The sequence below is a fragment of the Gordonia sp. Swx-4 genome, assembly GCF_030316175.1.
Taxonomy (GTDB): Bacteria; Actinomycetota; Actinomycetes; order Mycobacteriales; family Mycobacteriaceae; genus Gordonia; species Gordonia alkanivorans.
Map to the genome: position 1 here is coordinate 1,198,634 of NZ_CP128197.1, position 26,605 is coordinate 1,225,238.

Annotated in this window: 21 protein-coding genes and 1 pseudogene; 11 read left to right on the forward strand and 11 right to left on the reverse strand. The window is 67.7% G+C overall.

What is annotated here, in order from left to right; translation table 11 throughout:
• Nucleotides 1–9 precede the first annotated feature (9 nt).
• The gene (locus tag PWF70_RS05510; protein ID WP_035753175.1) at nucleotides 10–1,851 is read right to left on the reverse strand and encodes a hypothetical protein; all 1,842 of its coding nucleotides are present in this window, start codon (nucleotides 1,849–1,851) and stop codon (nucleotides 10–12) included.
• A 233-nt stretch (nucleotides 1,852–2,084) separates the two neighbouring features.
• On the opposite strand from PWF70_RS05510, the gene PWF70_RS05515 reads away from it, so the two are divergent.
• Together PWF70_RS05515 and PWF70_RS05520 are read left to right on the forward strand one after the other, a co-directional pair.
• A complete protein-coding gene (locus PWF70_RS05515) occupies nucleotides 2,085–3,800 on the forward strand; it encodes an adenylate/guanylate cyclase domain-containing protein (protein ID WP_035753173.1) in 1,716 nt (571 codons plus the stop codon).
• 123 nt (nucleotides 3,801–3,923) lie between these two features.
• Nucleotides 3,924–4,811: an oxidoreductase gene (locus PWF70_RS05520; protein WP_035753171.1), complete on the forward strand. Its 888-nt coding sequence runs from the start codon at nucleotides 3,924–3,926 to the stop codon at nucleotides 4,809–4,811.
• A gap of 77 nt (nucleotides 4,812–4,888) precedes the next feature.
• Here the strand turns inward: PWF70_RS05520 and PWF70_RS05525 are convergent, their stop codons facing one another.
• Complete coding sequence (locus PWF70_RS05525; RefSeq protein WP_280089365.1) at nucleotides 4,889–5,401, reverse strand: hypothetical protein; 513 nt, start codon at nucleotides 5,399–5,401, stop codon at nucleotides 4,889–4,891.
• Nucleotides 5,402–5,731: 330 nt separating this feature from the next.
• Here PWF70_RS05525 and PWF70_RS05530 point away from each other — a divergent pair, with 330 nt between their 5' ends.
• A complete protein-coding gene (locus PWF70_RS05530; protein WP_006360613.1) occupies nucleotides 5,732–6,361 on the forward strand; it encodes an alpha-ketoglutarate-dependent dioxygenase AlkB in 630 nt (209 codons plus the stop codon).
• Nucleotides 6,362–6,418: 57 nt separating this feature from the next.
• Here the strand turns inward: PWF70_RS05530 and PWF70_RS05535 are convergent, their stop codons facing one another.
• Genes PWF70_RS05535 through PWF70_RS05545 form a run of 3 tightly spaced genes read right to left on the reverse strand, consistent with a single transcriptional unit; the run spans nucleotide 6,419 to nucleotide 10,249 of the window.
• A complete protein-coding gene (locus PWF70_RS05535; RefSeq protein WP_279957375.1) occupies nucleotides 6,419–8,140 on the reverse strand; it encodes a GMC oxidoreductase in 1,722 nt (573 codons plus the stop codon).
• Nucleotides 8,137–9,675: a flavin-containing monooxygenase gene (locus PWF70_RS05540; RefSeq protein ID WP_286352891.1), complete on the reverse strand. Its 1,539-nt coding sequence runs from the start codon at nucleotides 9,673–9,675 to the stop codon at nucleotides 8,137–8,139. The genes PWF70_RS05535 and PWF70_RS05540 overlap by 4 nt, the downstream gene beginning before the upstream one ends.
• Complete coding sequence (locus tag PWF70_RS05545) at nucleotides 9,668–10,249, reverse strand: TetR/AcrR family transcriptional regulator (protein WP_035753163.1); 582 nt, start codon at nucleotides 10,247–10,249, stop codon at nucleotides 9,668–9,670. Before PWF70_RS05545 ends, PWF70_RS05540 begins: the two co-directional genes overlap by 8 nt.
• A 98-nt stretch (nucleotides 10,250–10,347) precedes the next feature.
• Here PWF70_RS05545 and PWF70_RS05550 point away from each other — a divergent pair, with 98 nt between their 5' ends.
• Nucleotides 10,348–11,331, forward strand: a complete 984-nt coding sequence (locus PWF70_RS05550) for an LLM class F420-dependent oxidoreductase (RefSeq protein ID WP_035753161.1) — start codon at nucleotides 10,348–10,350, stop codon at nucleotides 11,329–11,331.
• A 248-nt stretch (nucleotides 11,332–11,579) separates the two neighbouring features.
• Here the strand turns inward: PWF70_RS05550 and PWF70_RS05555 are convergent, their stop codons facing one another.
• A complete protein-coding gene (locus PWF70_RS05555) occupies nucleotides 11,580–12,746 on the reverse strand; it encodes a pyridoxal phosphate-dependent aminotransferase (RefSeq protein ID WP_035753159.1) in 1,167 nt (388 codons plus the stop codon).
• A gap of 101 nt (nucleotides 12,747–12,847) precedes the next feature.
• Between PWF70_RS05555 and PWF70_RS05560 the strand changes: the two genes are divergently transcribed.
• Both PWF70_RS05560 and PWF70_RS05565 read left to right on the forward strand, forming a co-directional pair.
• Nucleotides 12,848–13,402, forward strand: a complete 555-nt coding sequence (locus PWF70_RS05560) for a hypothetical protein (RefSeq protein ID WP_006360620.1) — start codon at nucleotides 12,848–12,850, stop codon at nucleotides 13,400–13,402.
• A gap of 130 nt (nucleotides 13,403–13,532) precedes the next feature.
• Nucleotides 13,533–15,260: a serine/threonine-protein kinase gene (locus tag PWF70_RS05565; protein WP_035753156.1), complete on the forward strand. Its 1,728-nt coding sequence runs from the start codon at nucleotides 13,533–13,535 to the stop codon at nucleotides 15,258–15,260.
• Nucleotides 15,261–15,388: 128 nt separating this feature from the next.
• Here PWF70_RS05565 and PWF70_RS05570 read toward each other — a convergent pair whose 3' ends face one another.
• The 4 genes from PWF70_RS05570 to allB form a co-directional block, all read right to left on the reverse strand.
• Nucleotides 15,389–17,059: a DNA repair helicase XPB gene (locus tag PWF70_RS05570; protein WP_329602405.1), complete on the reverse strand. Its 1,671-nt coding sequence runs from the start codon at nucleotides 17,057–17,059 to the stop codon at nucleotides 15,389–15,391.
• Nucleotides 17,060–17,114: 55 nt separating this feature from the next.
• Entirely contained in the window at nucleotides 17,115–18,038 is a 924-nt protein-coding gene (locus PWF70_RS05575) for an oxygenase MpaB family protein (protein WP_006360623.1), read from the reverse strand.
• A 199-nt stretch (nucleotides 18,039–18,237) separates the two neighbouring features.
• Entirely contained in the window at nucleotides 18,238–20,586 is a 2,349-nt protein-coding gene (locus PWF70_RS05580; RefSeq protein ID WP_035753149.1) for a helicase-associated domain-containing protein, read from the reverse strand.
• A gap of 52 nt (nucleotides 20,587–20,638) precedes the next feature.
• On the reverse strand, nucleotides 20,639–22,033 hold the full coding sequence (allB, locus tag PWF70_RS05585; RefSeq protein WP_006360625.1) for an allantoinase AllB: 1,395 nt from the start codon (nucleotides 22,031–22,033) through the stop codon (nucleotides 20,639–20,641).
• A gap of 249 nt (nucleotides 22,034–22,282) precedes the next feature.
• Between allB and PWF70_RS05590 the strand changes: the two genes are divergently transcribed.
• The 5 genes and pseudogenes from PWF70_RS05590 to PWF70_RS05610 all read left to right on the forward strand — a co-directional run bounded on the left by PWF70_RS05590 (nucleotide 22,283) and on the right by PWF70_RS05610 (nucleotide 25,621).
• Nucleotides 22,283–23,836 (forward strand): NCS1 family nucleobase:cation symporter-1, encoded by a 1,554-nt coding sequence (locus tag PWF70_RS05590; protein ID WP_035753147.1) that lies wholly within the window; start codon nucleotides 22,283–22,285, stop codon nucleotides 23,834–23,836.
• A 20-nt stretch (nucleotides 23,837–23,856) separates the two neighbouring features.
• A complete protein-coding gene (locus tag PWF70_RS05595; RefSeq protein WP_035753146.1) occupies nucleotides 23,857–24,579 on the forward strand; it encodes an aspartate/glutamate racemase family protein in 723 nt (240 codons plus the stop codon).
• An 80-nt stretch (nucleotides 24,580–24,659) separates the two neighbouring features.
• Nucleotides 24,660–24,830 (forward strand): annotated as a pseudogene (locus PWF70_RS05600) (type II toxin-antitoxin system Phd/YefM family antitoxin); the annotation flags it as partial.
• 228 nt (nucleotides 24,831–25,058) lie between these two features.
• Nucleotides 25,059–25,334: a type II toxin-antitoxin system Phd/YefM family antitoxin gene (locus tag PWF70_RS05605; RefSeq protein ID WP_035753144.1), complete on the forward strand. Its 276-nt coding sequence runs from the start codon at nucleotides 25,059–25,061 to the stop codon at nucleotides 25,332–25,334.
• Nucleotides 25,331–25,621: a type II toxin-antitoxin system RelE family toxin gene (locus PWF70_RS05610; RefSeq protein ID WP_006360630.1), complete on the forward strand. Its 291-nt coding sequence runs from the start codon at nucleotides 25,331–25,333 to the stop codon at nucleotides 25,619–25,621. Before PWF70_RS05605 ends, PWF70_RS05610 begins: the two co-directional genes overlap by 4 nt.
• Nucleotides 25,622–25,789: 168 nt before the next feature.
• On the opposite strand, the gene PWF70_RS05615 is transcribed toward PWF70_RS05610, so the two are convergent.
• On the reverse strand, nucleotides 25,790–26,602 hold the full coding sequence (locus PWF70_RS05615; RefSeq protein ID WP_241549264.1) for a bifunctional allantoicase/(S)-ureidoglycine aminohydrolase: 813 nt from the start codon (nucleotides 26,600–26,602) through the stop codon (nucleotides 25,790–25,792).
• Nucleotides 26,603–26,605 lie beyond the last annotated feature (3 nt).

A 26,605-nucleotide genomic window follows, 5' to 3' on the forward strand; every position in this document is an offset into this window, starting at 1 on the left:
TGTGCGCTCCTAGACGTAGCGCTGGCCGTTCCAGCGAAGGATCTTGGTGGTGACAGTGCCGCCGGCGCAGTCCGGTTCGCAGTTGTTGTCGAAGGTCTTTATCGCATAGCGGCCGTCGCTACCAGGACCCACGACCTCGGCGAAGTAGTAGGCGTGCGTTGTGCTCTGGTACGCCAACCCGCCCTTCTCCCAACCGATGTCTGCATACCCGGTGGCAGTGGGGACAAGCGTGATCACGCCGTCGTACCGGCCCGGGTTGTACGTGATGAAAACGTTCTCGGTCGTATCCGTGGCGGGGTCGGCGAAGTCGAGTGCGTTGCCGTACACCGAAACGGTCTGCACGAGAAGCCGTTTGCCCTTGGAGTCCACCGCGACGATGCACCCCTCTCCGGCAAGACTGTTCTCCCCGCGCCGCAACCCGATGGTGACCGTGCCCAGCGAAGGGTGATCGACTGTGCGACGATCGTCGATGCGGCCGCACGCGGCGTTCAGCGAATACTCCGGATCGATCTTCTTGAACAGGCTGATCTCCCATGCCCCGGCACCGAGGTTGACGCTCGCTACCGCATCGGCGACGACGAGTCCGGTGGTCACCGTGTTGAGCAGCGGCAGGTAGCGAGCGTAGGTTCGGCCCACCTTCTCGGCGATCTTGCGGTTCTGCATTTGTTCGAACGCCTGCTCCGACAGATGTCCGGCGATCTCCCCGACCACATCGGGCGCCTTCTGCGCCAAGCACATGCCGACCGCTGTCATGCTGGTCGCCGCGGCCCTGACCTGCGAGTCCGACATTCCGGCGAGGCCCGAGTCCACCGCTTGGCCGAAACAGGCGGCCATGAAGCCGAGTTCCATCGCGCTCAGGGTCAACGGGTCGTCGACCAGATCTTCGAGCTGAGTCCAGAGGACGCCGTAGAGGACCGTGGACACGGTCGCGGTTGCGGTGATCTTCGATATCACAGGTAGTGAACTCGCGGTGAAACCGATGTCGACGCCGCCGCCGGGTGGCAGAACCCACGTCCTGGACCGAACGCTCGTCGGAACTCCCAGCATCGAGATGGTGGCGCTCTCGATCTCCGCAGCCACATTCGTCGGCTGACCGGAGAACACATCGAGGTGCGCCCACCGCGGAGTCACCGGAGCGGTGACGATCATGGCGATCCCGCGGTTGTTACGGATCTTCACCACCGCGATGTTCTTGTCCGCAGGATCAGCGCCTGTGCAGACGCGCATCGGCGCTTCCTTGCTGTCGAGGAACACCGCTTCGTCCAACCATCCGGGTCGTGGCTGCGTCGGGCATCGTGGTGCGCCGCCCCGCAATCCCAGCGTCGACGTCACGAAATGATTGGCCTCCACCGCCAACCACTCCCAGGTGCTCAGATGCGGCACCTGGGCGGTGGCGACCCGGCGGTCGCCATCGATCGCAGCAGCGATCGGGGTGGCGGGAGCTGCCGAACCCGGCGCATCGGCCTCCTTCCCGACGAGATACAGGTCGGTGCCCTCCGGCAGCGGTTCGTCCAACTCGTACCGGAAGGTCAGCGGGGCCACCGGCTGCCCCGACGACAGCGTCAGATCGGCGCCCGCGACGGGGGTCACCGACTTGCCGGCAGCAGTCGACTGTTCGGCCGGCCGGACGGTGAACGACGAACCCGGCGTTGCTGCGCCCGGGGGGATCGAGATGGCCCAGTTGTCGGAGACCGCGACCTCGGTCGTGGTGTCGGGCGCGACATCGACGGTCTGTTCCGTCACCGGCCCGGACTCGAGTCGTGGTGAGGTGTCGTCGTCGGGCGATGAGAACAGCGAACACGCCGACACCGACAAGGCGACAGCGATGAGGACGACGGCGAACCGACGCATGTGGGCGCTCCTTCCGATCCGGACGAGCTATTGAAACATCGGCCCAGCTCAGAGGCGGTGTGGAAACGGAGTTGTGGGGCGGAATTCGCTCGATCGGACCACGCGCCGGTCGTGTTCTTCCGACGCCGCTCCTGATGCAGAGAGCGGTGCCGCCGGTACAGGGACTTTCGACGTGTCCTCGGTAACAACCGGTTCGGTAGTCTTCGGGTATCGCCTTCAGGCAGGAGAGGCCCATGGGACGCAGGCGTCGCACCCGCCGTGTCGTGCCGTGGATGCGATTGAGACGCCGCACCGCCGGGATGCTGTGGGGCCTGCCCACGGTGCCGAGCCCGAGGGCGTGGGCTCGGGTCGGCCCGGACATGCGGAACCGGATCGCCCGCCACGCGACCGTCACGGCGATGACCGCTGTCGTCGCCAGCGACGCGCTGGTCGGTGTCGAGACCTTCCTGCTCGTGCAGCTCGCGTTCAACGGTGGCCAGCTCACCTTCGCCGAGACCCTCGGCGCCCCCAACTTCCCGGCCGTCGTCGGCGCGATCGTCACCGGCATCCTGGTGAATCTGCTGCTCGGCCTGCTCGTCTTCCGTCCCCAGCTGGACTGGTTCGTCAGCTGCCGACCCGCCGACCATGCCCGCCGACGGGCCGTGCAACGCCTGCCCGCCTTCGAGCTCCTCGTCACCGTGGGCGCCTGGTGCAGCGCGGCGTTGTTCTACGTCTTCGTCGCCGACGACTTGAGCGTCGCGACCGTCGCCGGTGTCGCGGTGGCGTTCACGCTGGCCGGTCTGTCGAGCGCGTGTCTGACCTATCTGTTCGTCGAACGCGCCGCCCGCCCGCTGGCGATCGTGGTCCTCGAGGACTTCCCGGCCAACCACGTGATGAACGGCGTCCGCATCCGCCTGCTCGCGGTGTGGGCGGTGAGTTCGGCGGTGCCGATGATCGGCCTGCTGACCGTGAACGCCGGTCGTTTCACCGGGATGCTGCCCGACGTCTACGGCGCGGTCGATTGGACCACCGTCATTCTCACCGTCGTCGGACTCGCCGCCGGCGCACGCGTGATCGTCCTGGTCGGGCAGGCCATCACCGATCCGCTGACCGAGATGCGTCGTGCCGTCCACCGCGTCGACCACGGCGACTTCAACGCCCGCGTCCCCGTCTATGACTCGTCGGAACTCGGTGTGCTGCAACACGGTTTCAACGTGATGGTGCAAGGACTCGCCGAACGTGACCGCATGCGTGAGATCTTCGCCCGGCACGTCGGCGACACCGTCGCCGACCTCGCCCTCTCCGACGGCGTCGGCATGCACGGCACCAACACCGAGGTGGGTGTGCTGTTCGTCGACATCGTCGGCTCCACGCGACTGTCCCAGGACCGGAGTCCCGACGACGTCGCCGAACTCCTCAACGCGTTCTTCAGCATCGTCTTCGACGTCGTCGACCAGCATTCCGGCTTCGTCAACAAGTTCGAGGGCGACGCCGCGCTGGCCGTCTTCGGGGCGCCCGTCGAACTCGACGACCCGGCCGGACACGCGCTCGCCGCCGCCCGCGACCTCGCCGACCGGCTCGCCAAGAGCCTCGACATCCGGTGGGGGATCGGCGTCTCCTTCGGTGAGGTCTTCGCCGGCAACATCGGCGCCGAACGGCGCTACGAGTACACCGTCATCGGCGACCCGGTCAACGAATGCGCCCGACTGTCCGACATGGCCAAGACCGGTCGCGTCCCCGCCCTCGCCAGCGGCGCCGCGATCGACTCCGCCGGCGCCGAGGCCGACGAATGGGAACTCCTCGGCAGCCGCATCATGCGCGGCCGGTCGGCGCCCACCGAGTTCTACGCCCCGTCCGACCTCGTCGAACGGCTCGGGTCGTCGCGCAACCTGATCGCCGAACTGCTACGCCCGGCTCGACGCATCGTCGGCGCCAGTCCGCTGCGGCTCACGACGTTCTTCGGCGGCTGAGGACCGCGCCACCGAAGTCGGCTGCCCGAGACGAATCGTTGACGCCGTCCGGGGTCGTCAATAGCGTGGGCCGCAGGGTCGCGGCGAGGACGCCGGACCGACACACCATCCCTGGGGGCTGCGATGAACGGTTGGACGTCAGCGAACATTCCGGATCAGACGGGTCGCACCTTCGTGGTGACCGGCGCGAACAGCGGCCTCGGTGCCGAGACGGCGAAAGCGCTCGTCGGTGTCGGCGCCAACGTCATCCTGGCGTGCCGCAACACCGCCAAGGCCGACGCCGTGGCGTCGAAACTGGGACCCAACGCGACCGTTGCCCAACTCGACCTCGCGGATCTCGCGTCGGTTCGCTCGTTCGCGTCGAGTTTCACCGGCGCCGACGTCCTCATCAACAACGCCGGACTGATGGCCGTACCGCTGCGACGCACCGCCGACGGCTTCGAGATGCAGATCGGCACCAACCATCTCGGCCACTTCGCGCTCACCGCGTTGCTGCTGCCGAAGATCACCGACCGCGTCGTCACCGTGTCGTCGGGCGTGCACCAGATCGGGAACATCCAGCTCGACGACCTCAACTGGGAGAAGCGCCGCTATCGCCGCTGGCAGGCCTACGGGGACTCCAAGATGGCCAACCTCATGTTCGGCCTCGAACTCGCCAAGCGGTTGGCGGAGGCCGGGTCGTCGAAGGAGTCGTTCATCGCCCATCCCGGTTATGCCGCAACGGAATTGCAGGGTCGGAGCGAGAACTTCATGGATGTCCTGGCGAAGCTGTCGAACAAGCTGCCCATCGCGCAGTCGGCTGCCGACGGGGCGCTGCCGCAGCTGTACGCCGCGACGATGTCGGGTCTGCCGTCCGGCACCTACTACGGACCGACGAAATTCTTCGGGCTGCACGGCGCGCCCGGACGGAACAAGTACAAGAAGGCGGCCGACGACGCCGACTTCCGTGCGGCGCTCTGGGCGGAGTCGGAGAAGCTGACCGGGGAGAAGTTCGACGTGTCAGGGAGCTGACCGCCTGACGACGAAAGTGCGGGATGAGTGCCGGAAACCGGCATCCATCCCGCACTTCGTGTCTGCGGTTCGCGTGACTACTGGACCGAGAACGCGATGCTGTTCGACGCGCCGGAGACCAGGTCGGTGACGCGGATGGTGAAGTTGCCGCCGCCCTTGAAGAAGTAGGACTTCACCGCGGTGCAGTCCTGCGTCTTGTACAGCGCGGCTTCCTTGGGCACCTTCGGTCCGGCGAGGCGGACCTCCATGCGGCACTCGTTGCCGTCGACGATGGGGCCGGCGTCGATGATCGAGTTCCAGCGCACGCCGAGGCGGGAGTTCTTGACGAAGGTGCCCGGCGTCGTCTGCGTGGCGCCCTTCGGGTTGTAGACCCAGACGTTGATGGACTTCACGCCGTTGCGCGCGTCCGCGCGGCCGAGCTTGCCGTAGTGGGTGACCTTGTCGCCCGACGACCCGAACGCGGAACTTCCGGAGTCGAGGCTGCCGCTGGCGCTACCGAACAGATCGCCGACCGGATCGGCGGTCGCCGGAGCGATCGGGATCAGCATGGCGGCGGCAGCAAACAGACCGGCGATACCGGTGCGCTTCATCGAGTTCCCCCTTGTAACGATTTATAACGAATTGATTAAAGCATCGACCCGGCGACCGTGCTGTGGGCCACCTCACATTGCGGCCCTTTCGTGGTGAGCCGAATGTGCGCTTCGTCCCTTCCGCGCCGGGCCAGGGGCTTCTTGAGCTGCGTCGACGATGGAGCGGGCATTACTCGAAAATGTGAGGGACGCCTCGTGCGCGGACGGGGGTCCCGTAGGTCCTTACCCGCTCTCTCGATCCGTTTCCGCTCACGTTCGAAGGGTGGGCGCGAACGGCACGGACATGCCGTCCGTCGAACAGGCGTTCGATCCGGGTGTACGGTGGGGTGTATGTCCATCGGCATCCAGGGATCGTTGTTCGCCGAGATGGCCGCGGAGCCGGCGCTGTCGGACCTGTCGACCTCGACGACGCGGCGTCCGCTCACCGACGGCGCGTGGGTGGACCTGTGCCCAGGCTGGATCAGCGGGCCGGACGAACTCTTCGATCGGCTTCGACGCGACGTCCCGTGGCGGGCCGAGCGGCGTCAGATGTACGACCGCGTCGTCGACGTCCCGCGGCTCGTGTCGATCTACCAGAAGGACGACCCGTTTCCGGATGCGCTGATCACCAAGATGCGGTCATCGCTGTCGCGGCATTACCGCGAGGAGTTGCCCGAAGGATTCGCGACCGCCGGGATCAGCCTCTACCGCGACGGCAACGATTCAGTGGCATGGCACGGGGACCGCATCGGGCGGGCGTCGACGCACGACACGATGGTCGCGATCATCTCCCTCGGCGCCCCGCGACCGCTGATGCTGCGGCCGCGGGGCGGCGGGAAGTCGTTGAAGTTCACGCTGTCGACCGGTGACCTGCTCGTCATGGGTGGCAGCTGCCAACGCACCTGGGAACACGCGGTTCCCAAGGTGCGCGGCGTCGGCGCCCGGATCAGCATCCAGCTGCGGCCGCCGGGGGTGTGGTGACTTACTGGGCTTTGTAGAAGTTGTGGACGTCATACGCCCACAACTTCTACGAGAACCTCAGCCGGCGTTGGAGATCGGCGTGATCGGCAATCTCAGCGCGGCGGGTGCGTATTCGGGCACCGTCGGGTGGACCGGTGGCACCGGGGCGATCGGCTGGTACGACGCACCGAGCTCCGGACGGGGATCGGCCTCACCGGCATTCGGCCACATCGCGAGTGCGCGTTCGGCCTGAGCGGTGATCGTCAGCGACGGGTTCACGCCCAGGTTCGCCGACACCGTCGAACCGTCGACGATGTGCAGGCCGGGGTGGTTGAACACGCGGTGATACGAGTCGACGACGCCGTCGGCGGCGGACCGGCCGATCGAGCAACCGCCCAAGAAGTGCGCGGTCATCGGGATGTTCAGCCAGTCGACGATGGAACCCCCGGCGTCGCCGTCGATCTCGTCGGCCATCTTGCGGACGGCGTCGTGGCCGACCGGGATCCAGGTCGGCGGGGGATCGCCGGCACCCTGCTTGCTGCGCAACATCGGACCAAAACGGCCACGGCGGGCGAACAGTTCGAGGGAGTTGTCGGCGGTCTGCATCACCAGGGCGATGATCGTGCGCTCCGACCAGCGTCGAACCGAGAGTCCACGCAGGGTGACCAGCGGGTGCTTGATCATCTCCACGAGCGCCGCGAGCGGGCGCGGCAGGCGGCCGTCACCGTCGATGAGCATCGCCTGTAACAGCCCGATCAGGTTGCTGCCCTTGCCGTATCGCACCGGCTCGATATGGGTGTGCTCGTTGGGATGGAACGACGACGTGATCGCCACACCCTCGGTGTAGTCGACCTTCAGGTCGGTGGCGGTCGCGGCCAGGACGGCCTCCGAGTTGGTGCGCACCACCTTGCCCAGGCGCGACGAGAGACCGGGCAGGTTGCCGCTCTGCTGCATGTCCAGCAGCAACTTGTTGGTGCCGTACGTGCCGGCCGCGAACACCACGTGATCGGCGGTGAACGAGCGGCGGCCACGACGTGACCAGCGTCGACCGGTCCGATGCGCGCCGACGGTGTACCCGCCCTCGGCGCGCGGGCGGACGGTGTCGACGGTCGTCATCGGGATGACGGTCGCACCGGCCTGTTCGGCGAGATACAGATAGTTCTTGACCAGGGTGTTCTTTGCGCCGACCGGGCAGCCGGTCATGCAGGCGCCGCAGTCGGTGCAACCCGTGCGGGCGGGTCCGGCACCGCCGAAGAACGGGTCCTCGACGGTCTTGCCCGGCTCGCCGAAGAAGACGCCGACGGGGGTGTGGACGAAGGTGTCGCCGGCGCCCATGTCCTCGGCGACCTTGCGCATGACGCGGTCGGCGGGCGTGACCTTCGGGTAGGTGGTCACGCCGAGCATGCGCGATGCCTGGTCGTAGTAGGGGTCGAGTTCGGCGGCCCAGTCGGTGATCCGGCCCCAGTGCGGGTCGTCGAAGAACGCGGGGAGAGGTCGGTAGAGCGTGTTCGCGTAGTTCAGCGAGCCGCCGCCGACGCCGGCACCGGCCATGACCAGCACGTCGCGCAGCAGGTGCATCCGCTGCACGCCGAACATGCCCAGGGCCGGGGCCCACACGTAATCCCTGAGGCGCCAACTGGTCTTGGGCAGGTCGGCGTCGGCGAAACGACGGCCCGACTCGACGACCGCGACTCGGTATCCCTTCTCGGTCAACCGGAGGGCGGCCACCGAGCCGCCGAAACCGGAACCGATGACGATGGCGTCGTAGTGGTCGGCGTCAGTGCGCGCGGTCCTGGTCACTGGGCGAGGGTCCTTTCGGGATCGGTGTCGGTGGCGGTGGTCTCGACGGTGTCGGCGACGGCCGGGATGGCGTCGTCGAAGCGGTGGTCGGCGGCCACGAAGGACGCCATCTGGCGGCGGAAGTCGCTGGTGAACTTGGGCCACATCACCGAGTTGCGGCCGGTGGAGTCGAGGTACCAGCTCGAGCAGCCGCCCGAATTCCACACGGTGCGTTCCAGTTCGGGGTCGAGGTCGGCGTTGTAGGCGTCCTGGGCGGCCTGGGTGACCTCGAACGTCGAGTGTCCGGAGCCGATGACCTCGGCGATCGTCTTCGACATGTAGTACGCCTGCGGCTCGAGCATCAGCACGATCGAGCTGTGGCCCAGGTTGGTGTTGGGGCCGTACAGGAAGAACAGATTCGGGAAGCCGTGGACCTCGACACCGCGGTAGGCGCGCGGCGATCCCTGCCAGGCCTCGGACAGGGTACGTCCGTCGCGACCGGTGAGGGCCTTCGCGATGGGCGGCTGGGTGGGGGTGAACCCGGTGGCGAAGACGACGGTGTCGACCTCGTGCTCACGACCCTGATCGTCGACGGCGCCGTTCGCGGTGAGGCGGGTGATGGCGCCGGTCACGGTGGCGTTGTCGCGCTGCAGGGCGGGGAACCACTTGTTGGTCAACAGCATCCGCTTGCAGCCGATGGTGTACTCGGGGGTGAGACGCTTGCGCAGGGCGCGGTCGCGGACCTGGACCCGCAGCTGCGCCAGGGCAAGGGTTTTCGCGATCGGCAGCAGCTTGGGGTTGCGTGCCATCATCAGCACGTAGGCCTCGCGGTAGGCCCACACCATCTTGCGGACCAGGCGGTGGACGCCGGGGACGCGCTTGTAGAGGGCGCGTTCCATCGGGCCGATGTTGCGGTCGAGGCGTGGCACCACCCAGGCGGGGGTGCGCTGGAAGACGGTGAGATGTTCGACGGTGTCGACGATCTCGGGCACGATCTGGATCGCCGACGCCCCGGTGCCGACGATGGCGACCTTGCGTCCGCGCAGGTCGTGGGTGTGATCCCACTTGGCGGAGTGGAACATCGTGCCGGTGAACTCGTCGGCACCCGGAACCTCGGGCAGGCCCGGCTCGGACAGTGCGCCCGGCGCGGCGACGAGAAAGCGGGTCCGGATCTGACCCTGCGTCGTGTCGACGACCCACTCCTGCGCGGCGCCGTCCCAACAGGCGGCGGTCAGGGCGCAGTTGTAGCGGATCTGATCGTCGTAATCGGCGGCGACGGAACGCAGGTAGTTGTGGATCTCGTGGCGTCGACCGTAGGTGTGCGACCAGTCCGGGTTCGGGGCGAAGGACAGCGAGTAGAGCGAGGTCGGGACGTCGCAGGCCGCACCCGGGTAGTCGTTCTCGCGCCAGACCCCGCCGGCGCCCTCGGCGCGCTCGATCGCGAGGGTCGTCAGACCGGGATGGTCCTTGCGGAGCCGGTGCAGTGCGGCGAGGCCGCCGAATCCGACGCCGACGACGAGAACGTCGACGTGGTCGGGCAGCGAGATGTCAGCCATGGTTCAACAGGTCCTTCCAGATGGGCAGAAGTCGGTCGAGGTATTCGCGGTCGGCGTCGGGGGATCGCAGGATGCGCGACACCGCGAGGCCGCGTGCGAGTTCGATGGAGAGTTCGAGTTCGGCCGGGGTGTAGCGGTCGCCGAACAGTTCGGCGCAACCCACGGCCAGGGCGTCGGACACCCGCTGTTCGAGCGGGATCAGCGCGGTGCGCAGCTCGACGTCGCAGCGTGCGGCCACCCAGAGTTCGAGTGCGGCGTCGAACAGCGGTCCGCTGAACGACTCGATCAGGACCTCGAGTCCCTCGTCGCCGGTGCGCGGGCGAGACAGGACTTCTTCGAGGCGGCGGTCGACGAGGTGCCCGACGGCCGCGACGACGAGGGATTCCCGGGTGGGGAAGTGGTGCAGCAGCGCGCCGCGGGAGACGCCCGCACGCCGGTTGACCTCCTGGGTGGTGGTGGCCGCATAGCCGACCTCGACCAGTGCTTCGACCGCGGCGTCGAGGACCCGGGTGCGGGTCGCCGCGGTGCGCTCGGCCTGGGTACGCCGTCGCGGGGTGCTGGTGGGCTCGGTCACAGTGGTGAGCGTAACACACAAACAGTCCGGACTGCTTGTAAATGTGGCACGTTGTCGCTGACCTGGAGGGGCAGAGGGGGCGGGGTAGGTTCGACGGCATGCGATTCGGACTCTTCATTCCCCAGGGCTGGCGGCTTGATCTCGTGGGCATCGACCCGGCGAACCAGTGGGAGGTGATGTCGTCGGTGGCGAACCGTGCTGAATCCGCCGGCTGGGACTCGGTCTGGGTCTACGACCACTTCCACACCGTCCCGCTGCCGACCGACGAGGCCACGCATGAGGCGTGGACGCTCGTTTCCGCGCTGGCCGCGACCACGAGTCGCGTCGACATCGGACAGATGTGCACCGCGATGAGCTACCGCAACCCGATGTACCTGGCGAAGGTCGCCGCCACCGCGGACCTGATCTCCGGTGGACGCGTGCAGATGGGCATCGGCGGCGGCTGGTACGAACACGAATGGCGCGCCTACGGATATGGATTCCCTTCGGCCGGTGAGCGTCTCGCCCGGCTCGACGAGGGCGTGCAGATCATGAAGCAGGCGTGGGAAACCGGCCGCGCCACCCTCGACGGCAAGCACTACACCGTCAACGACGCGATCTGTCAGCCGCAACCGACCGCCGGGAAGCTGCCGCTGTGGATCGCCGGCGGTGGTGAGAAGAAGACGCTGCGGATCGCGGCGCAGTATGCCGATTACACCAACTTCGACGGCACTCCCGAAGGATTCGCCCACAAATCGTCGGTGCTGCAACAGCATTGCGCCGACCTCGGACGCGACTTCGATTCGATCGTCCGGTCGTCGAACTACAACGTCATACTCGGTGAGACCGATGCCGACGTCGAGCGTAAGCTCGCCGACCTCGAGGCGGGGATGGCGAAGATCGTCGGGCCGGAAGCGGCGTCGGGCAGCATGGGCGCGTTTCGCGGGATGCCTGCGGTCGGGACCCCGGAGCAGGTCGCGGACAACCTTCGTGGGCTCAGGGCAGCCGGTATGACCTACGGGATCTTCTACTTCCCGAACATCGCCCACGACCGCGAGGACCTCGAGTTGTTCGAGGAGCACGTGGTGCCCGCGTTGCGGTGAGCTGGGACGTCCGGAGCCCCGACTGCCGAACCTCAACTCGACCGGCAGACGTCGATCGAAGTCTGCGGGTCGGGTTGACGTCGACCGGTGGTTGGGTGGGCGACGGTGTCTCACCGGCGCTTCGAGGCTCGTCGCTTGCGCTCCTCGCACCTCAGCTCAGGGAGCGGGGGCCGTGTCGCTCCCTTTCGATACGCTCGCAAGCTCGCTACTCAAGGAGCAGTGGGGGCTCTCTACCAGAGGAGCAGGCTTCACAGCTTGCGCAACCGCTCCGCGGCGTCGGCGATGACGTCGTCGCGTTTGGCGAAGGCGAAGCGGACGAGGTGGTGCCAGGGCTCGCGGTCGTCGGCGAACACGCTGACCGGGACCGCGGCGACGCCGATCCGTTCCGGTAGGGACCGACAGAACTCGATGCCGTTGTCGACACCGAGGGGGCGTGGGTCGGCGCAAACGAAATACGTTGCCTCGCTGCGATGGACGTCGAAACCGGCGTCGAGGAGGGCGGCGGTGATCATGTCGCGCTTGCTCTGCAGCGCGGCGGCCGACGCCCGGACCCAACCGAGTTCGTTGTCGAGGGCGTGCGCAACGGCCGGCTGGAACGGCCCGGACCCGACGTAGGACATGTACTGCTTGGCCGTTTTCGTCGCGGCGATCAGCTCGGGTGGTCCGCTGATCCAGCCGACCTTCCAGCCGGTGCAGTTGAATGTCTTGGCGGCGCTCGAGATCCGGAGCGTCCGCTCCTTCATTCCGGGCAGTGTCGCGATCGGCGTGTGGATGCGGCCGTCGAACACCAGGTGTTCGTACACCTCGTCGGCCACCACGATCACGTCGAATTCGATGCAGAGTCGCGCGATCTCGGCGAGATCGTCGTCGGAGAGCACGGTGCCGGTCGGGTTGTGCGGTGTATTCAGCATGAACACCGCGCTTTTCGGTCCGAAGGCATCCGCGAGGCGTTCGCGGTCCAGACGGAAACCGTCGCCGTCGGGGATGAGTGGCACGACGCGTCGAACACCTACGGCCATTGCCGCGGTCGCCGCGTAGGCGTCGTAGTAGGGCTCGATCATGATGACCTCGTCGCCCGGTTCGATGAGCCCGACGACGGCGCCGGCAATCGCCTCGGTGGCCCCGACGGTGATGAGCACCTCGCGGTCGGGGTCGTAGTCGAGGCCGTACTGCTCGCGCTGATGGCGCGCGACCGCATGCCGCAGCTCCGGGACGCCGATCCCGGGCGGATACTGGTTGTGGCCGTCGGTGATGGCGCGGCGGGCGGCCTCGAGCATCGACTCCGGCCCGTCGGTGTCGGGGAAGCCCTGCCCCAGATTGATGGCGCCGTGCTCCACGGCGAGGGCCGACATCTCGGCGAAGATCGTGGTCATGAACGGCCGCAAGCGGGTTGCGGTCCTGCTCTCGAATGACATGGGTCCAGGGTGGCACATCGGCCGGGGCGCAGAATCGGGACTCGATCCGACCTGCCCGATTTCTGCGCTTTGCAACGTCGCTGCAGCGTACGATCCCTCGCATGGCAGCGCCGGTAGTGGGTCACCAGCATGGTCGTGCGGGACGTACCGTCATCGCGATCGTGGCGTGTGCCGCGCTGTTCCTCGTGGGCGCGTGTTCCTCGGTCGACCGCGTGACCAACAACGTCTCCAAGCCCACGGATGTGGCGATCGGGCAATGTGTGCAGGTCAGATCGACCGATGGAGACAAGTCGAACGTCGAGGCGACGAAGGCGGAGTGTGACGCCGACGGGATGACCTTCATCGCGTCGCAGGTCGTGCCCGGCGAGTGCGGCGAGTTCGAGAACTACCTGACCTTCCCGGACACCTCCGATCGCCTCTGTTTGATGCCGAACTTCGTGGAGGGCCAGTGCTACGAGATCCCGCAGTCGGCAGGTGGCTCGCTGGTCGACTTCAAGGAGGTCGACTGCAACGCCGATGCCGGCTCGGAAGCGGTGATCTATCGCGTCGAGACGGACGGCGACGGCTCCCTCGAATGCGCCGAAGGCCAGGTCAAGGCCACCTATGACAAGCCCGAACCGCGCGTGTTCTGCCTGGCGTCGCTCTCGGGTGCCTGACGCCGTCGCCGTCTGAAGCCGGCGGCCCGGGGTGGTGGGCGTTGCGTGACGTCGGGACGCATTGTGGTCGCCGCGCACGATCTGGCGGTGCAGACTGAGCGAACCTGCCCGAGGAGGATGAGGAGGGGCGATGCCGCGGAATCCCGGCGAGCACTTCGCCGGTTACACGATCATCCGACTCATCGGTCGAGGCGGTATGGGCGAGATCTACTTGGCCCGGCACCCGCATCTGCCGCGCAACGAGGCGCTGAAGGTCCTTCCCGCAGAACTCAGCCGCGACCCGATGTACCGGCAGCGCTTCGTCAAAGAGGCCGAACATGCGTCGAGCGTCGTGCATCCGTCGATCGTCACGATCTTCAACTCCGGTGAGTACGACGGTCATCTGTGGATCGCGATGGAGTTCATCGACGGTATCGACGCCCTCAAACTGCTGCGGAAGACCCCGCAGGGCCTCGATCCCCAGATCGTGATCGCCATCGTCCGGTCCGTCGGCGCCGCCCTCGACCGTGCCCACGCGACCGGTCTGCTGCACCGCGACGTCAAACCCGCCAACATCCTGCTGCAGGGCCTCGACGGTCCGGAACCGCGAGTGTTGCTCGCGGACTTCGGGATCGCCAAGTCCGAGCAGGACGTCAGCCACCTGACGTCGACGAACGTCTTCCTCGGCACCGTGGCTTACGCGGCGCCGGAGCAACTACTGGGCGACGCGGTCGACGCCCGCGCCGACCAGTACGCGCTCGCCGCCACCGTCTTCGAACTCCTCACCGGCCGGCCGCCGTTCCAGGGCGCGAGCACGGCGTCGATCATCGCCCACCACCTGCAGTCGATGCCCCCGCGACTGTCGAGCCTGCGTCCCGGGATCTCACCCGCCGCCGACGCGGTGTTCAGTCGCGCGTTGGCCAAGGAGCCCGAGCGTCGCTACCCGTCGTGCCGGGAGTTCGGCGTCGCACTCGAGAATGCACTGACCACCCGCGAACCGGCACCACCACCGCCGGGCGCTCCCTATCGGCAGCCGGGCATTCAGCAGCCACCCCCACCCGCGCGGCCATCGCACCCGCCGTATGCGGGGCAGCCGTCGTACGCCGCCTCTCCACCGGGTACGCAGGGCACTCCACCGGGTACGCAGGGCACTCCGCCCGGGCAACCACCGCCGGGCACGTATCCCGGCGGCTACCAGGGCTATTCGTCGCAACCCGGCTACCCGCCGCCGCCCGAGAAGAAGGGGTCGGGGGTGCTGATCGCGCTCGGTGCGCTGGCGCTGGTCCTCGTGCTCGCGATCGTCGCCGGCGTCGTCTACGTGGCGACCAAGGTGTCGTCCGCACCGGAAGCCGCCGGGACGTCGACGACCGCTTCGGCGCCGGTGGTGACCACCGCGACCACTCCGAGCCAGAGCCCCGCGGCGCGCACCACCGACACGACGCCGCTGTCGGTCACGGGTCCCGACGACGTTCAGGTCGGCGAGTGCGTCACCATCGCCATGCAGGCTGGGTCGTCGGCGACGGTGCTCGCATCGGAGGTGGACTGCGACTCGTCGGGCATGAACTTCTACACCGCGTCGATCATCGCCACCGCGACTCCCTGTGCCAGCGAACAGAATTCGACGCTGACCTTCCCGAACAGCACCCGGAAGCTGTGCCTCACCCCGAACTTCTACGAAGGACTCTGCTACCTGATCCCGAATGAGGACGGATCGCTGGCCGATTATCGCGAGGTCCCGTGCACGAGTGCACCCGCGTTGCGGACGGTGCTCGCGCAGGTGACCAGGCGAGGCGCGTCGACCGTCACCTGCGCTGCCGGCGAGGCCCGCTGGACGTTCTTCCAGCCCGAGTCGATCGGGTACTGCTTGATGGAGGTGTGAGGGGCCACCGAAAAGCGCCCCCAGGATCCGCCCTGCGCAGGCGACCCGGCGACACCATGTCACCGGCCCGCCTGTGCAGGGTGGTTCCCAGGGGCGTGTTTCAGCAGGTCAGGGAGGGGGAACCCCGGTCAGTCCGCCGGGGTGGTGTCGCCGATGGTCGGGCCGAGGAGGTCGTCGGCGTCGGTGATGCGGTACGCGTAGCCCTGTTCGGCGAGGAAGCGCTGCCGGTGGGCGGCGTAGTCGGCGTCGAGGGTGTCGCGAGAGACCACCGAGTAGAAGTGTGCCTGTCCGCCATCGTGTTTCGGCCGCAGCAGGCGACCGAGGCGCTGGGCCTCCTCTTGGCGCGAGCCGAACGTGCCCGACACCTGGACGGCAACGGACGCCTCGGGCAGGTCGATGGAGAAGTTGGCGACCTTCGACACGACGAGGGTCTGCAGCTCGCCGGAACGGAAGCGGTCGAACAGGATCTCGCGCTCCTTGTTCTTCGTCGACCCCTGGATGACCGGGCAGTCGAGTTCGCGGCCGAGCTCTTCGAGCTGGTCGATGTAGGCGCCGATGACCAGCGTCTGCTGACCCTTGTGCTTGTTCAGGATCGCCTTCACGACGTTGACCTTGGTGTGCGCGGTGGAGCAGAGCTTGTACTTCTCCTCCGGCTCGGCGACCGCGTACTGCAGACGCTCCTCGTCGGTGAGGGTCACCCGGACCTCGATGCACTCGGCCGGTGCGATCCAGCCCTGCGCTTCGATGTCCTTCCACGGGGCGTCGTAGCGCTTGGGGCCGATGAGGGAGAAGACGTCACCCTCGCGGCCGTCCTCACGAACGAGCGTTGCGGTGAGGCCGAGGCGTCGGCGCGACTGCAGGTCGGCGGTCATCCGGAAGACCGGTGCGGGCAGCAGGTGCACCTCGTCGTAGATGATCAGGCCCCAGTCGCGGGAGTCGAAGAGGTCGAGATTCCGATACTCGCCCTTCGACTTTCGCGTCATCACCTGATAGGTCGCGATGGTGACCGGACGGATCTCCTTGCGCTCGCCGGAGTACTCGCCGATCTCCTCCTCGGTCAGCGTGGTCCGCGCGATGAGCTCGCGCTTCCACTGCCGGCCGGCGACGGTGTTGGTCACCAGGATGAGGGTGGTGGCACCGGCCTTGGCCATCGCGGCCGCGCCGACCATCGTCTTACCCGCACCACACGGCAGCACGACGACACCGGAGCCGCCGGCCCAGAACGAGTCGGCCGCCATCTCCTGGTAGTCGCGCAGGTGCCAGTCGTCCTGGTCCAGCTCGATGGGGTGCGCCTCGCCGTCGACGTACCCGGCGAGGTCCTCGGCCGGCCAGCCGACCTTCAACAGGACCTGTTTGAGGCGTCCGCGCTCGGACGGATGCACGATGACCGTGTCGTCGTCGATCTGCGCACCGAGCATCGGGGCGACCTTCTTGTGCCTCATGACCTCGAGCAGCACGGCACGGTCGAGGCTGACGAGGGTCAGTCCGTGCGCGGGATGCTTGACCAGCTGCAGCCGGCCGAAGCGTCCCATCGTGTCGACGACGTCCATCAGCAGCGGCTGCGGGACGGCGTAGCGCGAGAAGGTGACCAGCGCGTCGACGACCTGTTCGGCGTCGTGACCGGCGGCGCGGGCGTTCCACAGCGCGAGCGGGGTGACCCGGTAGGTGTGGACGTGCTCGGGGGCACGTTCGAGTTCGGCGAAAGGTGCGATCGCCTGACGAGCCGCCTGCGCATCGGGGTGGTCGACCTCGAGCAGCAGGGTCTTGTCGGATTGCACGATCAGGGGTCCATCGGTCACCCGCTCCATTGTCCAGATAGGAGCGGTGATTGTCAGCGACGGGCCTCTTTGTGGGTCAGAACACGGGGATGCCGAGGCGGCGGCGCACCCGCAGGTCGACGATGTTCAGCCGGAAGATGCCGCGCAATACCGGCGCCACGACCGGGTCGACGACGCGCAGTGCGGAGAGAAGTGCCTGGTAGCGACGGGCGTCGTCCTCGGTCCACGTCCAGCCCATCATCGACCGGAACTCCGGTGGGAGCCCGGCGTTGATGGCATAGGTGAGGAAACCACCGAGGGTCTTGTGGGCGATGGTGCCGACGACGCCGGCGCGGAACTCGAGGAACGAGAGGTCGGCGAGGCTCTGCAGTTCCTGCCGCACCGGCTCGTCGATCCGGAGTTCGGCCAGCTGGCTGTTCCAGTAGACGAGGAGCTCGTCGTAGGTGGCCGGCCACTTGTCCCGGGGCACGTTGAGCGCGGTGCCGAGCGGATGCGCCTCGGTGAGGACCATGTGCCGTTCGGCGGCGGAGAGCGGTCCGTAGATCAGCTCGTACTGGTCGATGAAGTACTTGAGCAGGCACACCGCCACCCACAGCTGCAGGCGCGAGTCGTTGGCGCTGTAGCGAACCGGGCTGGTCCCGGTCGAATACACCTGGTCGTGCACACGGCCGACGCAGTTGTGGATGTACTCCTTGTCGGAGTCGCTGCCCACCAGCGCGACGGCCAGGTACGTACCGGTGGTGCGGGCCCGCTTGACCGGGCGCTTGATGGCGTTGCCCTGCGGAACGCGGCTCTCGTGCACGCCGTACCCGACCTTAGGGTTGGACAGCTGCATGATCACGTTCGCGACGGAGAGCGTCGGACCGATGACGGTGACGAGGTCGACCGGACGTTTCACGCGGCGGCGTCGTGACGGTGGCTTGATCCGATGTACGAGATCGTGCTGGTAGGTGTCCGGTACCCCGGCGGAGGCGTCGGTGAGGTGGCGTACAGCGGTCATGACGGGCCAGCTTTCCTCGGCGCTGAGTATCCGCGAGCCTACCAAGATTGTGAGACGGATGTCACAGGTCGTGTCATTGCGGTGGGGATCCCGACTGCCGAACCTCAACTCGACCGGCAGACGTCGATCGAAGTCTGCAGGTCGGGTTGAAGTCGACCGGTGGTTGGGTGGGCAGCGGGTGAGGATCGGCCCTCGGAGGCTAGGCGTCGAGCAGTTCGACGCTGGTCAGGCGGTGGAGCGAGAATCGCTGCTCGGTGTCGCTGCCCTCTTCGACGGCGACGAGCTGACCGGCGCCGAGGACCTTCGGGGTCACGACGTGGCGGCTGGCCGACCCCTGGGCGTCGACATAGCCGACGCGGAGCCGGCGCTTGGCGCGCAGTGCGAGCTGGATGAGTGCGGTGGCCGACTCGCCGCTGCCGGTGGCGCGCACCGGCGTCGACGCCGAGGTGCTGCGAACCGGGGTGGCCGCGGCGGCGCGGTCGGTCGAACGGATGCGGCCGACCACGGACCGGAGTTGTTCCTCCGACGGCGCGCTGCGACGCGGCTGGGCCTGGCGGCGGGCCCGCGACACGGTGACGCGGCTGCCGCGTTCGCGGAGGTCGACGACGGCGCCTGTCGAATCCTCGCCTGCCGGAGCGAAACCCGCGGCACGCAACTGGTCGATGACCTCGCGCACCTCGGACGGTGAGATCGCCACGGTTGGGGCGAGTGCCCGCAGTGCGAGCGGCTCGGCGGCCGGGCTGCGTAGCACCGCGGCCAGGACCGTCGGGTCCTCGCAGCGGATGAACGCCGACGCGACGCCGACGCGGAGTTGCCCGTGTTTCCGGGCGACGTCCTCGATGAGGTACGAGAGCGACTGCGGCACCGGAGTTCTCGAGTGCGTGGTGAACATCGACAACAGCTCGTTGCTGCTGCGTCCGGCGTCGAGGGCGCGTCGAACGCTCTCCGGGGTGATCCGGTACACCGATGCGGCGCCGCCGGATTCGAGGTCGGCGACGAGTTCGACCTGCTCCGCGAGTTCGGGCGTCATCGGACCCGGCACGGTGAGGGTCAGGTCGGCCTGGGTGAGGAAGTGGTCCACCGGTTCGGGCAGCACGGCGCGCATCGCCGCCAGCACCGCTGCGTCGGCGTCGGCGGGATCGGCATCGTCCGGCGGATCGACGGTGTATGCCCGGCCGACGGTGGTCAGCGCATCGTGTGCGACGAGCCCGATCTCGCGTGCCTCACGCAGGGTTTCGGCGACGAGGCGTTTGCTGAAGCGTCGGATCTGGCGGGGACGGTGCCAGTGCAGGCTCGCCAGCACGGCGTCGGGCGTCACCGCGACCGCGGGGTCGGCGTGGGCCAGCGTCGACAGGATGAGCTGCCGCTGGATCGGCGCGTACGCGTCGTGGAGATCGGCGGACAGGGTGGCCATCGCGTTGCCGTCGCGGTCGGGGTCGCCGACCTGCCAGGCGCGTCGGGGCATGTGCAGCCAGGCGTCGGCGAGGGACAACCATTGACGCTCACGTGGCTGGTGCAGCCAGGTGTCCGCGGTGGAGGTCGGCGCGAAGGATTGTTCGCCGGAGTCGTTGGGCGGCGGCGGTTCCGGGAACCCGGCGTCGATGATTCGCAGGTAGCCGGCGAGCTCGATCAGGAATGCGACGCGCTGCGTCTCGATGCCGGAGAGCTTCGACAGGCGCCGGAGTTCGCGGACACCGAGCGCCCCCGACCGCAGGACCGTCGCGGGGGTGGCGCCGAGGATGTTGATCAGCGAGGTGAGGTGGCGGATGAGTTCGAGTGCCTCGCCGCCCGCCGCGGCGTCGACCGCTTTCGCCGGGAAACGCGGCTTGAGGCCGGCCTCGTGCAGCGGTGGGGGAGTGAGATCGTCGGTGCGCCAAGCGGGTTCGTCGCGGATCACCGCGCCGACCATCGGCGGGAGTTCGACGGTCTGATTGTCGACGCGGGCCAGCAGACCCGACGAGATCAGTTGCGCGACGGGTGTGCTCGGGTCGGCGTCGGGATCGGCGTCGCGGCTGCGGCCCAGCGCCGGACCGCGGGCGAGGGTCTCCAGGAGTTCTTTCGGCCGCTCGTCGAGGTCGGCGACCATCGCGGCGATCTCCTCGCCGCTCCGGCCCGCGAGCGGTCCGGTGAGATGTGGTGACCGCCAGGGCATCGCGGAGTCGACGTGCTCGCCCGCGCAGAGCGAGGTCTTGTCGCCCCACAGGATCGCGCGGCGTCGAAGGAGGTCGATGCGGGCGCGGACGTCCCTGGCCGCGGCGCGCCCGGACAACGACTTGACGATCATGGTTTCCGACGGGCGCTTGGTCTTCGTGGCCTTGCGGCTGCCCAGGGCGATCGCCTGCTCGAGGACGGCGATCGCCAAGACGTCGAGATCCTCACCGGCCAGCGCCAGCGACGCCGCGGACAGCGCACGCTGCGCCAGCACACGCGTGCCCTGCGGGGTGGGGGAGGCGAGGTCGGGGCGTTCGATCAGCAGCTCGGTGAGCTCGTCGTCGGAACGCGCGGCCAACTCCTCGGCCAGGCCGGCGTGCTGGTCATCCGAACTCATTCGATCGACTTTACCGGTCGGTGTGTAATCGCCACCTCCGGTGCGGCAGCCCTCAGACGTCGCCGCGGCGCAGCATCCGGCCGCGAGCCGTTTCGAAGTCCACCTTCTGCCCGCGAACCCAGGTCCCCTTGACCACGCCGGCCAGTGCGCGGCCGTCGTACGGACTGATCGCGTTCTTGTGGTGCAGTCGGTTGACGTCGACGATCTGCGCGGACTCCGGCTCGAAGACGGCGAAGTCGGCGTCGCAGCCGAGGGCGATGCGGCCCTTGGTCGGCAGGCCGGCGAGATCAGCGGGCTTCGACGCCATCCACTCGATGACCTGCGGCAGGCCGATGCCGCGCTTCTTGGCCTCCGACCAGATCAGCGACAGTCCGAGCTGCAGTGAGGCCACCCCGCCCCAGGCGACGCCGAAGTCACCGTTCTCGGGGTCCTTGAGGTCGATGGTCGACGGCGAGTGGTCGGAGACGATGCAGTCGATCGTGCCGTCGAGCAGTCCCTCCCACAGCAACTCACGGTTGCCGGCCTCGCGGATGGGCGGGCAGCACTTGAAGGCGGTCGCGCCGTTGGGGACCTCTTCGGCCAGCAGGGTGAGGTAGTGCGGGCAGGTCTCGACCGTGATCTTCACGCCGTCGCGCTTGGCGCTGGCCAGCATCGGCAGGGCATCCGACGACGACAGGTGCAGCACGTGTGCGCGGACGCCGGTCCAGCGGGCACGCTCGATGACCTCGGCGATGGCCAGGTTCTCGGCGCCGCGCGGGCGTGAGGCGAGGAAGCGGGCGTACTCGTCGCCCTCGGGGGACGGCGCGTGGTCGATGGCGCGGGAGTCCTCGGCGTGGACGATCATCAGCGAGTCGAACTCGGCGAGCTCGGCCATGTCGGCTTCCATCTCGTCGGCCGTCAGGTGCGGGAACTCGTCGACGCCCGAATGCAGCAGGAAGCACTTGAAGCCGAACACGCCCGCGTCGTGCAGGCCGCGCAGGTCGTCGGAGTTGCCGGGGATGGCGCCACCCCAGAAGCCGACGTCGATGTGGGTCTTGCCCTGCGCGGCGGCGCGCTTCTCGGCGAGGGCGTCGACGTTGACGGTCGGCGGGATCGAGTTGAGCGGCATGTCGATGAGCGTGGTAACGCCACCGGCGGCGGCCGCGCGGGTGGCCGAGTCGAAGCCCTCCCATTCGGTGCGGCCGGGCTCGTTGACGTGGACATGGGTGTCCACCAATCCGGGGATCATCACCTGGTCGTCGGCCAGTTCGATGACCTCGGTGCCGACGAGCCCGCTGCCGAGCGGCTCGATGGCGACCACGCGGCCGTCGCGGATTCCGATCTCGCGCGCCACGATGCCCGCGGTCGTCAGGGTCTGTTCACCGCGGACGACCAGGTCGAACGGCGCAGCGGTCGAGTCCGTGGCGGCGTCGGAGAGAGGGGCCGGGGCACCGGTTTCTGAGGTCATGGGGCGGGACTCCTTGCTGATCGCCGTGTCCTGGGTTCGTTCCAGAGACTAACCCAGCAGATTCCTCATCGTGGAATGTCGCGTCGCGATTTCGGAAACGTGACTCGCGAGTAGCGCTGAGCGATGCTATTGACAACGCCCCGCACGCGGGCGCTAACCTTCACCAACGCGGAACCCTGATTCCACATCACGGAAGTTCCACGAGTGTAGGAGCGCGGTCATCGATGACCGTCCGACGAAAGTGCAGAGATGAGCACTGAACCGCCCACGATCCAACGTGACGAGGCGACGCCGATGACGTCCACGATCGGCGTGTCCGCCGGCGAGGAGAGCCACGGCGTGACCGGAACCGTCCCGGCCGGATTGAGTCCCAAGCTGTACAACGACGACCTGGCGCCCACGAGCCGCGAAGGTCGTCGCTGGAAGAGCTACAACATCTTCACGCTGTGGGCCAACGACGTCCACAGCCTGGGCAACTACGCCTTCGCCATCGGACTCTTCGCCCTCGGGTTGGGCGGCTGGCAGATCCTGACGGCGCTGGTGCTCGGCGGTGTCTTCCTCTTCCTGCTGCTCAACCTGTCCGGCTTCATGGGCGAGAAGACGGGTGTCCCGTTCCCGGTGATGAGTCGCATCTCGTTCGGCATCCGCGGCGCGCAGATCCCCGCCCTCATCCGCGGTGGCGTGGCGATCGCGTGGTTCGGCATCCAGACCTACCTCGCGTCGGTCGTCCTCCGGATCATGCTGGTCGCGCTGTTCCCCGGCGCGGAGGACCTGGACGCCAACCGCTTCCTCGGCCTCTCGACCCTGGGCTGGATCTCCTTCGTCTCGCTGTGGGTCATCCAGGTGATCATCGTCAGCTACGGCATGGAGATGATCCGTCGGTACGAGGCCTTCGCCGGCCCGGTCATCCTGTTCACGATGGTGGCGCTGGCCATCTGGATGCTCAGCAACGCGGACTGGACCATCGCGTGGACCACTCCCGACTCGCTGACCGGCGTGGACATGTGGCTGCAGATCATCGGCGGCGCGAGCCTGTGGGTCGCCATCTACGGCACCTTCGTCCTGAACTTCTGTGACTTCACCCGCAACGCGGAATCGCGAAAAGCCATCGTGCGCGGCAACTTCTGGGGCATCCCGCTCAACATGCTGCTCTTCGGCGGCATCGTGGTCGTGCTGGCCGGCGCGCAGTTCCGGATCGACGGCCGGGTCATCGAGTCGCCGTCGGACATCGTCCAGACCGTGCCCAACACCTTCCTGCTGGTGCTGGCCTGCCTGGCGCTGCTGATCCTCACGGTCGCGGTGAACCTGATGGCCAACTTCGTCGCGCCGATCTACGCACTGTCCAACCTGTTCCCGCGCTACCTGGACTTCCGCCGCGCGGCGCTCGTGACCGCCATCATCGGGCTGGTCATCCTGCCGTGGAATCTCTACAACTCGCCTGCGGTGATCAACTACTTCCTCGGCGGGCTGGGTGCGCTGCTCGGACCGCTGTTCGGCATCGTCATGGCCGACTACTGGCTCGTCCGCCGTTCGCGGATCGACGTGCCCGCGTTGTTCTCCGAAGCGCCCGACGCCGCCTACCATTACCGGAACGGCGTGAACCTGCGGGCCATCGTCGCGCTGGTCCCGACGGCAGCCTTCGCCCTGGTGATGGCTTTCGTTCCGGCCTTCGAAGTGGTCTCGGAGTTCTCCTGGTTCATCGGTGCCGGTCTCGGCGCGGTCGTCTACCTGCTGGTCGCCGACCGTCGCGGACCGTTCGCCGAGGTGTCGGGCGAGCCGATCTCCGTCGCCAGCACCCACTGATCGCCAGGAGGTAGATCCCGATGCGCATTCTCGTCGCCAACGTCAACACGACCGAGTCGATGACCGAGGCGATCGCCGCCTCGGCTCGTTCGGTCGCTTCACCGGGTACTGAGATCGTCGGCATCACACCGCGATTCGGCGCCGACTCGTGCGAGGGCAACTTCGAGTCCTATCTCGCGGCGATCGCGGTGATGGACGCGATCCTCGCCTACCCCGAGCCGTACGACGCCGTCATCCAGGCCGGGTACGGCGAACACGGTCGGGAAGGTCTGCAAGAACTCCTCGAGGTCCCGGTCGTCGACATCACCGAGGCTGCGGCGTCGACGGCGATGTATCTGGGACACCGGTTCTCGGTCGTGACGACGCTGGACCGCACGGTCCCGCTGATCGAGGACAGGCTCAAGCTCGCCGGCCTCGATGCGCGATGTGCGTCGGTCCGGGCGTCGGGACTCGGTGTGCTGGAACTCGAGTCGGATCCCGTGCGGGCGGTCGAGGCGATCGTCGAACAGTCAAGGCAGGCGGTCGCCGACGACAAGGCCGAGGTGATCTGCCTCGGCTGCGGCGGCATGGCCGAGCTCGAGGAGCAGGTCCGCGCCGCGACCGGCGTCCCGATCGTCGACGGTGTGCGCTCGGCCGTCACGATCGCCGAAGGGCTTGTCCGGATGGGACTCTCGACGTCGAAGGTCCGGACCTACGCGAAGCCGCGGGAGAAGAAGGTCACGGGGTGGCCGTTCAAGATCTGACGGACATCTGAACACGACAGCGCCCCGGTGGCCGAAACCGGGGCGCTGTCGTTGTCTCTCGAGACAAGCCATCTGTAGCCATGACGACACAGCCACTCGGCGAAGCCAGGGACAAGTTCTCAGCGCTCATCGACAGCGCCGAGACCACCCACGACATCATCACGATCAGCAAGCACGGCAAACCGGCCGCAGTGCTGATGTCGGCCGACGACCTCGAATCGCTGCGCGAGACGATCCAACGCTCTCGACATCCTCTACGGGAGCTCGATAACGGTGTCGGTCCAAACCGCCGATCCTGACGACCACGAAGTGGGGTTCGTCGGTGAGATCCCTCATGCGCATGAGTTCGGACCGATGCGCCGCGAACTGTTGTTGTCACAGGTGGGCGCGGCGGCCGCCGCTCGCCGCCAGCCACACGCCGCACAGCCCGGCTAAAAGTCTGGCTAATGGAAGGCCAGTATCGCGGCTACACTGTAACCATGACTACAGTGCCACTCGGCGAGGCCAAGGACAAGCTCTCCGCGCTCATCGACAGCGCCGAGACCACGCACGACATCATCACGATCACCAAGCACGGCAAACCCGCCGCGGTGCTGATGTCGGCCGACGACCTCGAATCGTTGCACGAGACGATCTACTGGCTCTCACGTGCCGGTCTCCGCGACGACGTCGCCACCGCCGACGCCGAGTACGCCGCCGGCCACACCGTCTCCATCGACGACCTGCGCGCCGAACACGGCCTGCCGCCGAAATGAACGACGCTCCGACAGACTCGCCCGCCCCCTACCGGGTCGAGGTCGCATCCCCAGCTCGCCGCGACCTTCAACGCCTTCCATCCCGGATCGTCCACGCCGTCATCGAGTTCATCTCCGGACCCCTCGCCGAGAACCCGCACCGGCTCAGCAAACCGCTGCGCGACGACCTCGGAGGCCTCCACAGCGCCCGCCGCGGTGACTACCGGGTCCTGCTGCGCATCGACGACCCCAACCACACCATCGTCGTCGTCAGAATCGACCACCGTGCCCACGCATATCGCACCTGACTGACTGTGGCGCTGCATACCTAAACGAAGGGGAGAACGTCGTGAACGACCCCGGGAACACGCTCGCCAGGCCCTCGACACCGAGCGCGACTACCGTGACCTCGCCCACCGCGACGATCTGGCCGTCGACCCACACCGGGGCGCCTCATTGTTCTTCAATCGCCTGACTCAGAGCACGATCTGCCGATTCACGTCCTTGTAGAGCAGGTAGCGGAAGTTCGACGGCCCGCCGGCGTAGCAGGCCTGCGGGCAGAAGGCGCGCAGCGACATGTAGTCGCCGGCCTGGACCTCGACCCAGTCCTCGTTGAGCCGGTAGACGGCCTTGCCCTCGAGGACGTACAGGCCGTGCTCCATCACGTGGGTCTCGGCGAAGGGAATCGAGCCGCCGGGCTTGAAGGTGACGACGTTGACGTGCATGTCGTACGCGAGATCCTGCGGGTCGAGCATCCGGGTGGTGCTCCACGCGTCGGTGTCGGGCATCGGGGAGGGTTCGATGTCGCGCTCGTTGCCGAACATCGGGGCCGGGGCGTGGCCCGCGATCGGCTGATAGCGCTTGCGGATCCAGTGGAAGGTCGTGGTGGCGTCGCTGCGGTTGTGCGCCGACCATGCGGTGCCCGCGGGCAGGAAGGCGAACCCGCCCTCTGTCAGTGTGTGTTCCACGCCGTCGACGGAGACGGTCAGCGTGCCCGCGGTGACGAAGAGGAATCCTTCGACCTCCGGCTGCGGCTCCGGTGCCTCCGATCCGCCGCCCGGCGCGACCTCGACGATCGACTGCGAGAAGGTCTGCGCGCCACCGGGTACCGGGCTGTTGAGCACCCACGCGCGGGTGCCGGTCCACTCGGGGAAGACCGAGGTGACGATGTCGCGGAGCACGCCGCGCGGGATCACGGTGTAGGCCTCGGTGACCACTGCGCGGTCGGAGAGCAGATCGGTCTGCGGCGGGAGTCCGCCCGCGGGGGTGTGGTACGGCGACGCGGTCATCGG